Source organism: Bradyrhizobium sp. (assembly GCF_016462955.1).
In the GTDB taxonomy this organism is placed as follows: domain Bacteria; phylum Pseudomonadota; class Alphaproteobacteria; order Rhizobiales; family Xanthobacteraceae; genus Bradyrhizobium.
In genome coordinates this window covers 1-6335 of sequence record NZ_JAEMSD010000403.1, presented here as the reverse complement: position 1 = coordinate 6335, position 6335 = coordinate 1, and the positions used below count along the sequence as shown (strand labels likewise).

At 64.7% G+C, this 6335-nt stretch carries 7 protein-coding genes and 1 pseudogene; 1 reads left to right on the top strand and 7 read right to left on the bottom strand.

Annotated elements, in window-relative coordinates; all coding sequences use genetic code 11:
* The 5 genes and pseudogenes from JHD07_RS29735 to JHD07_RS29715 form a co-directional block, all read right to left on the bottom strand.
* Positions 1-630, bottom strand: a pseudogene (locus JHD07_RS29735) (serine/threonine protein kinase); the annotation flags it as partial.
* 7 nt (positions 631-637) lie between these two features.
* Positions 638-2065 (bottom strand): methylenetetrahydrofolate--tRNA-(uracil(54)-C(5))-methyltransferase (FADH(2)-oxidizing) TrmFO, encoded by a 1428-nt coding sequence (gene trmFO, locus JHD07_RS29730; protein WP_291628628.1) that lies wholly within the window; start codon positions 2063-2065, stop codon positions 638-640.
* Between the two features lie 125 nt (positions 2066-2190).
* Positions 2191-2343 carry a DUF1127 domain-containing protein gene (locus tag JHD07_RS29725; RefSeq protein ID WP_007590701.1) on the bottom strand — a complete coding sequence of 51 codons (153 nt, stop codon included), beginning with the start codon at positions 2341-2343 and terminating at the stop codon, positions 2191-2193.
* A gap of 441 nt (positions 2344-2784) precedes the next feature.
* The gene (locus JHD07_RS29720; RefSeq protein ID WP_291628620.1) at positions 2785-3609 is read right to left on the bottom strand and encodes a lytic murein transglycosylase; all 825 of its coding nucleotides are present in this window, start codon (positions 3607-3609) and stop codon (positions 2785-2787) included.
* 118 nt (positions 3610-3727) lie between these two features.
* On the bottom strand, positions 3728-4636 hold the full coding sequence (locus JHD07_RS29715; RefSeq protein WP_291628619.1) for a DUF2189 domain-containing protein: 909 nt from the start codon (positions 4634-4636) through the stop codon (positions 3728-3730).
* 337 nt (positions 4637-4973) lie between these two features.
* Here JHD07_RS29715 and JHD07_RS29710 point away from each other — a divergent pair, with 337 nt between their 5' ends.
* A complete protein-coding gene (locus JHD07_RS29710) occupies positions 4974-5375 on the top strand; it encodes a DUF3597 domain-containing protein (RefSeq protein WP_291628618.1) in 402 nt (133 codons plus the stop codon).
* A gap of 64 nt (positions 5376-5439) precedes the next feature.
* Here the strand turns inward: JHD07_RS29710 and JHD07_RS29705 are convergent, their stop codons facing one another.
* Together JHD07_RS29705 and JHD07_RS29700 are read right to left on the bottom strand one after the other, a co-directional pair.
* Entirely contained in the window at positions 5440-5715 is a 276-nt protein-coding gene (locus JHD07_RS29705) for a GNAT family N-acetyltransferase (protein WP_291628616.1), read from the bottom strand.
* 267 nt (positions 5716-5982) lie between these two features.
* Positions 5983-6335 (bottom strand): hypothetical protein (locus JHD07_RS29700; RefSeq protein ID WP_291628615.1); only part of this gene is annotated, 353 nt, incomplete at its 5' end.

Here is a 6335-nt window from a genome sequence, read left to right as displayed (position 1 = left end):
CTTGCCGGTGGCGAGCCACAGGCGCGCGGCGAGCGACTTCTTCGCCAGGATCTTCCGCTCCCGCGGCGTCAGTGCCTCCGGCGCGTAGGAGCGCTTGTGCTTGAGCAGGTGCCGGAGGTCTTCATAGGCCAGGATGCGATAGAGCCGGCCGCGGCGGTCGAAGCAGGCCGCGAGCTGGACGTCGGTCACATAGGCGCGGCCGTCGCGGCCGACCAGCCAGTTCTGCTCCTTGGCCAGATCGTTGTGGCAGATGCCGGCGCGGCGCAGCCGGCGCAGCACGGCTTTCGCCGATCGGAAATAGGCGAGATCGCCATGGGGCTTGGCCAGATGCAGCGCGACGCCATCGACAAAGCCGCGCACCAGCGCCCGCCGTCCGGCCCACAGCAGCTCAGGCCCGACGTCGAGGCCTTTGGCCAGCGCCAGCGCGTGCTTCTCGCGAGCGAACAGATGGCGTGCCAGCAGAAGCGACCACCAGGGCACTTCGTCGAGCCGGCGCAGCACCGCGTCGGTCTCGCCGCTCTCGGCGCGGAAGCGGCCGCGTTCGACGGTCGAGAACACGTCGCGCTTGAGCAGCACGCCCTCGGTCCAGCGCGCCGACAGCTCTGCGGCGTCGTCTTTGGGGAGACTCATCGAAGACTCATGCGGCGGCGGCAATGCGCAGGTGATCTGCGATCCAGCGATCGAGATCGGCGAGCGCCCGCGCGCTCAGCGCCTGCTTCTTGGCCACCGTCTTCTCGTTGCCGCGCAGCCGCGTGCCGTCGGGCCTCTTCGTCGGGACCGTCGCGAGCGGCGGGAACAGGCCGAAATTGACGTTCATGGGCTGGAACGAGCGCGTGCCCGGCTCGATGGTCTCGATATGGCCGCCGGTGATGTGGCCGAGCAGCGATCCGAGCGCGGTCGTGCTGGGCGGGCTGACAAGCGCCTCGCCGCGCGCGTCGGCCGCGGCATAGAGACCGGCGATCAGGCCGACGCTGGCCGATTCCACGTAGCCTTCGCAGCCGGTCATCTGGCCGGCAAAGCGCAGCCGTTTCTGTGCGCGCAGCCGCAATTGGGTGTCGAGCAGCTTTGGCGAATTCAGGAAGGTGTTGCGATGTAGGCCACCCAGGCGCGCGAACTCGGCTTTTTCCAGTCCGGGAATGGTGCGGAAGATGCGCTGCTGCTCGCCGTATTTCAATTTCGTCTGGAAGCCGACGATGTTGTAGAGCGTGCCGAGCTTATTGTCCTGGCGGAGCTGCACGATCGCATAAGCCTTGGTGGCGGGATCGTGCGGATTGGTGAGGCCGACCGGCTTCATCGGGCCATGGCGTAGCGTCTCGGGGCCGCGCTCCGCCATCACCTCGATCGGCAGGCAGCCGTCGAAATAGGGAGTGTTGGTCTCCCATTCCTTGAATTCGGTCTTCTCGCCTGAGATCAGCGCGGCGACGAAACCGTCATACTGCTCCTTGGTCATGGGACAGTTGATGTAGTCGGCACCGTTGCCGCCGGGGCCGACCTTGTCGTAGCGCGACTGGAACCAGGCCACCGACATGTCGATGGATTCGCGGTGCACGATTGGAGCGATGGCGTCGAAGAAGGCGAGCGCATTCTCGTCGGTCAGCTCGCGGATGGCATCGGCCAGCGGCGCCGAGGTGAGGGGACCGGTGGCAACGATGACGTTGCCCCACTCGGCCGGGGGCAGACCCGCGATCTCGCCGCGTGCGATCTCGATCAGGGGATGGTCGTTGAGCGCCTTGGTGACCGCGGCGGAGAAGCCGTCCCGGTCGACGGCCAATGCGCCGCCGGCGGGCACCTGGTTCGCATCGGCGGCGCGCATGATCAGCGAGTCGAGCCGCCGCATCTCGGCGTGCAGGAGGCCGACGGCGTTGTTGGCGGCGTCGTCAGAGCGGAACGAATTGGAGCAGACGAGCTCGGCGAGTCCATCGGTGCGATGCGCCTCGGTCATGCGGGTCGGCCGCATCTCGTGCAGCACCACCGGCACCCCGGATTTCGCTACCTGCCAGGCAGCCTCAGAGCCGGCAAGGCCGGCGCCGATCACGTGGACGATGTTGGATTGGGGTCCTGTCATGGGGCGGACAGGTAGCGCTTTTCTGCGGCGAGTGGAATCGGCGAGATCGAGTTTTCTGCCACCGGATACGACAACGCCCGCACGAGGCGGGCGCTATCGGGTCGTCCGGTTAGGGCTGAACGATATCAGCCCTGATACTGGCCGGCGGCAACGCGCGGGATGTCCGAGCGATCGAGGCCGATATCGGCCAGTTCGCGATCGCTGAGCTGGGACAGCTCGGCAACATTGCGCTGATAGTCCCGGAAGGCCTGGATCATGCGGATGAGCGAGAGCAGCATTGGTAGTCTCCTGTAGTTCGATTCAGCTCTTGCCCGAGCCTCATCGTTGAAGTGAATATAGATGAGAGTGGTGCGATGCGAAAGTTCCTATGGTGCGATGCAGCTAAGCGATGAGCGCATAGCGAAGGTAACGAACGATTAACTGGTAGGCGCTCCCGCCCAAGGCTTGGTCAGGAATGCTTTGGATCAGCGCTAAGCGCGCGTAAAATAACGGGTTTAGGTCGATGCCTGACCTCGATTAGTTAGGAAATAGTTCGTCTGAGCACGGCAGGCAAGCTTGAGAAGTAGCTTGTAAACCCAAGTCACGCCCGCGTGATTCGCATGGGAGCCGATGCTTGTTTATGAATTTGGATTCATTTTTATGCCCGCACGGATAGGAGAGTGCTGCGTCGGAAGCCGCGCGTCGGGACAGTGAAAGATTCGTCGTCGGCCGGCTGGCCTCTAGGGAGCGCGGGCGAGCTGGGTGGCGAAATAGGCCACGGTCTTGGAATAGACCTCGCTCTTGTTCCACTGCTTGAGCACGTCGAAATTCGGACTGCCCGGCTGCCAATCCTTGCCCTTCTGCCAGCCATAGCCGGCGAGATAATTGGCGGTGGAGGCCAGCACGTCCGGCACATTATGCAGAAGATCGCGCTTGCCGTTGCCGTCGAAATCGACGGCGTACTTCATCCACGACGACGGCATGAACTGGGTCTGGCCGAGCTCGCCGGCCCAGGCGCCCTTCATGTCGGCAGGCGCCAGATCTCCGCGCTGGACGATGCGCAGCGCATCCAGCAGCTCGGCGCGAAACTGCTCGGATCGACGGCAGTCATAGGCCAGCGTCGCCAGCGAGCGGATCGTTGCGAACTTGCCGGTGTTGACGCCGTAGTCGGTCTCCAGTCCCCAGATCGCGACCAGCACTTCGCCGGGAACGCCATAGGCCTGCTCGATGCGCGACAGCACCGAGCCGTATTGCTTCATCCGGTTGGAGCCGCGCTCCAAGCGCGGCGGCACCATGCGGCCTGAGAACTCCTCGAATGTCTGGCTGAAGACTTTCTGGGAGCGGTCGCGGTTGATCACGTTTGGATCGAGCGTTACGCCGGCGAGCGCGGTGGCGATGACCTGCTGCGAAATACCTTTGGTAGCCGCGTCGGTTTTGAGATCCGCAAGCCAAGCGTCGAAATTGCCAGAGCCGCAGGCGGCCGCGGCGGAAGCCGGCTGGACTGAGATTAGGAACGCGGAGAGGGCGAAGGCTGCAAGAGCAAGACGAGAAATCGTCGGAGTCATCAGCTGAAATGGATTCTGTGAATTGATCTGACCGGCAGCATAATCTCGGCTGTAACCGCGGCCAAAGCAAGGCGCGCGGCCCTGTCCGGCGCGGGCAGGACCGCACGTCACGAGATTGTCAGAGGTCCGTCCGCTTCCGCCACGGGAAGAGGTTGGCGGGGAAGTCGGCGGCCGGCTTGCGCGGACGATGCGGTGCCGGTGGCATCGGATGTGCTCCGGGCTCGGACACGATCACCTTGCGGTAGAGGTGCCAAGTGGCGTGTCCGAGCAGGGGGACCACTACCGCGAGTCCGAGGAAGGCCGGTATCGTGCCGCGCGCGAGCAGCACCGAGACGATCAGGCCCCAGGTTGCCATCGGCACCGGGTTTCTGGCGACAACGCGTAGCGAGGTGCTCATCGCCTCGAACGCGCCGGCATGACGATCGAGCATCAAGGGGAATGACACGACGCTGAGGCACAGCGCGGCGAGCGCGAACAGGAAGCCGGTGCCGCAGCCGACCACGACAAGCCACCGGCCTTGGTCGGTCGTCAGCACGCGCGTCATCAAATCCGACAGCCCGGTCACGCCCTCGTAGCCGAACGCCGCGACATAGATCGCCTGCGCGGTCGCAACCCAGGTCACGAACAGCGCAAGCAGCAGCGTGCCGAGGCCGAGCATCGCGCCGAACGAGGGCGAGCGCACCACCTCCATGGCATCCCAGGCGCTTGCCGGTTCATGGCGCTCGCGTCGGCTGGAGAGCTCGTAAAGTCCAAGCGCCGCGAAGGGCCCGACCAGTGCGAAGCCGGCGGCCAGCGGAAACAGCAAGGGCAGCACCGAATAGCCCATGACGACGCGGGCGAGCACGAGGCCGAGCACCGGATAGATCACGCAGAGGATGATGGCATGGCTCGGAACAGCCTTGAAGTCTTCCCAGCCGCACCTGAGCGCGTCATGCAGATCGGACAGCTGGATGGTCCGGATCACCGGTCCAGCCGCATCGGAGGGCTGGGCCATTGTGGGGACATTGCCGGGGTAGAGTGTGGCCATGGTCGCTAGCTCCCTTGCCGCGCGCGGATGCTTTTGCGCCCGCAACGGCGCAAGCGGCCGCTCTTCTTGAAACTTTCGCGATCCAGACCAGACGCGAATTTCGGACGGCATCGCGAGCTGAACCGCGAGCATACTCCCAAGTCCGCGTCCTGTCGCTCACGCTTGGGTGAAATTCGATGCCGCGGCGCAACCACGACGATGTCATTCGGCCGTCATTTCGCCGCAGATAAGCTGATGCTGCTGGTCGTTCGCAGAACCTTCGCAGGCGCGACGCTGCAACTTCGTCTATAAGTGCCGCGCAAGGCCCTTCCAACGGATTCCTTTTCGGGGAGCAGACATGAGCATTTTCGGGAAAATCATGAGCGCGATCTTCGGCAGCCAGCCGGCCTCCGCCGCGCCTGCGGGTGGCGCCGCTTCGTCCGGCGCGCCGGCAGGGAGCACGCCGGGCGCTTCGTCGCCGGCCGCCGCGCCCATGTCGGCAGTCGACGTGGCGGCGATCGTCGACAAGGCGGTGGCCGCGCATAAGGGCGAGAAGCTCGAATGGCGCACCTCGATCGTCGACCTCATGAAGGCGCTCGACATCGATTCCAGCCTTGCTGCGCGTAAGGATCTCGCCAAGGAGCTGGGCTACACCGGCGACATGAACGACTCGGCCAGCATGAACGTCTGGCTGCACAAGCAGGTGATGTCCAAGCTCGCCGCCAACGGCGGCAAGCTGCCGCCGGAGATCAAGCACTGACCGCAAGCACTGACTGAACCTCAGTCGTGCCGGAAGGGCCTGCCATCGCGCGGGCCCTTCTGCTTCAGGCGACCAGATCCGCGTCCTCCGGATGCCGGTCGAGGTAGTCGGCAACGAAGCCGCAGCCGGCGATCACCTTCCTGCCGTCGCGGCGGATCAGATCCAGCGCGCCCTTGACCAGCTCGGAGCCGACGCCGCGGCCGCGGAGCGCCGGCGGCGTTTCGGTGTGGGTGATGATGACGGCCGAGGGCGTCAGCCGGTAATTGGCAAAGGCGATGTCGCTGCCGATATCGAGCTCGAAACGGTTCTTGTCCTTGTTGTCGCGTACCGATGCTGCCATGCGAGATCCTTCCCCCAATGCAAGTTCGCCTGATCTAGGAGGCTGACTCCACCCTTGCCAAGATGAGACCGAGGGAGATTGGCGCAGGGGAGATATCCGCAAATGCGCGCGCTGCGACTTCGGTTCCCGTCCGCCAGAGATGAGATGACATGCGCCCGAACGCGGCCGCAGGTCGCCAAGACATTTGGAATGTCGTGATCGCCAGCCGCAGAGATTGTGGATTTCGCCAAGTCCGCCAACTCGTCCGGCGGGCCTGTGCATTCACCTTCAATCAGTCGCTCTGGCCAACCTTGAATCTTCGGCTTGAGGCTGCTGGCGCAGGCATCCCCGGCAAATGACCAGGGAGCGGTTGACTCTGGCGTCCTGTTCGGCCTCGGTGCCTTCCTGCGCCTGCCACCATTCCTTTGAATAGGGCTGAAGCCCAGCCTGCGACCTGCTGCGCTCGGAGCCGGCAGCAGTCCGCGTCGATTGTGAGGCAGCGCGCGGGCGATTGGGATTTTCACCGGCGCCATCCCAGGCATAGCGCGCCGGCGTGAAGGCGGGATCGGGAGCCAGGCGGGCTTGCGGAGTAGCGACACATCCGGCGAGCGCCAGCGACAACAGGAATAGGGCGGGCGCTT

Excerpts from the sequence above, each read along its gene's own strand:
- trmFO (WP_291628628.1), bottom strand. The coding sequence starts at position 2,065 with ATGACAGGACCCCAATCCAACATCGTCCACGTGATCGGCGCCGGCCTT.
- JHD07_RS29725 (WP_007590701.1), bottom strand. The coding sequence starts at position 2,343 with ATGCTGCTCTCGCTCATCCGCATGATCCAGGCCTTCCGGGACTATCAG.
- JHD07_RS29720 (WP_291628620.1), bottom strand. The coding sequence starts at position 3,609 with ATGACTCCGACGATTTCTCGTCTTGCTCTTGCAGCCTTCGCCCTCTCC.
- JHD07_RS29715 (WP_291628619.1), bottom strand. The coding sequence starts at position 4,636 with ATGGCCACACTCTACCCCGGCAATGTCCCCACAATGGCCCAGCCCTCC.
- JHD07_RS29710 (WP_291628618.1), top strand. The coding sequence starts at position 4,974 with ATGAGCATTTTCGGGAAAATCATGAGCGCGATCTTCGGCAGCCAGCCG.
- JHD07_RS29705 (WP_291628616.1), bottom strand. The coding sequence starts at position 5,715 with ATGGCAGCATCGGTACGCGACAACAAGGACAAGAACCGTTTCGAGCTC.